Source organism: Seonamhaeicola marinus (assembly GCF_008085455.1).
The window spans coordinates 1-776 of sequence record NZ_VSDQ01000204.1; the positions used below are offsets into that span (position 1 = coordinate 1).

Here is a 776-nt window from a genome sequence, read left to right on the forward strand (position 1 = left end):
AACTATATTATTAACAGTGTGTTCTAATATAATTGTTGGCCCATAATCGCCAAAATTGATATTATTTTTAAAACTATGCACTCTACCATCAAGAGGGGCAAAAATGGGTGTATTAGCATCAATCCATAAATCTACACCTAAATGTATATTACGCTCTTGCTCTGGGTTGCTAAAATGATTACTACGCCTGTAAATTCCGCGTACTTCCTTATAACCACCAAACGCTACTAATGCATTATTTTCTGCTTTAATTTGATTAATAAAATTCCCTAAATGCTTGGGTGATGATACATCAACTTGTTTTAATGCTTCATTATCTTCAGATAAGTTTAATTTAACGTATTGAGATATTAAAATAGCTTCACTTAAAACATGTAAAGGCTCTGAACTAATTGAATTTAAAAAAGTATGCAACGCCATAAAACAATTAATTTACAACATCCGCATACAAATCAAAATCTTCGGCTTCGGTTATTTTTACAGTGGTGTACTCACCTGTTTTTAAATAAGTTTTTGTGGCATCAATTAAAACTTCGTTATCAACATCGGGTGAATCAAATTCTGTTCTACCAACAAAATAATTTCCTTCTTTACGGTCAATCACTACTCTAAACTCCTGTCCAATTTTAGCTTGATTCAATTCCCAAGAAATCTGAGATTGAATTTCCATAATTTCATTGGCACGTTCAATCTTTACATCTTCTGGTACATCATCCTCTAAATTGTAAGCGTGTGTATTTTCTTCGTGAGAATACGTAAAACATCCTAAACGCTCA

2 pseudogenes are annotated in these 776 nt (G+C 32.2%); both read right to left on the reverse strand.

Annotated features, from left to right (window positions below):
- Positions 1–420, reverse strand: a pseudogene (locus tag FUA24_RS03025) (peptidoglycan DD-metalloendopeptidase family protein); the annotation flags it as partial.
- A 7-nt stretch (positions 421–427) separates the two neighbouring features.
- A pseudogene (locus FUA24_RS03030) lies at positions 428–776 on the reverse strand (30S ribosomal protein S12 methylthiotransferase RimO); the annotation flags it as partial.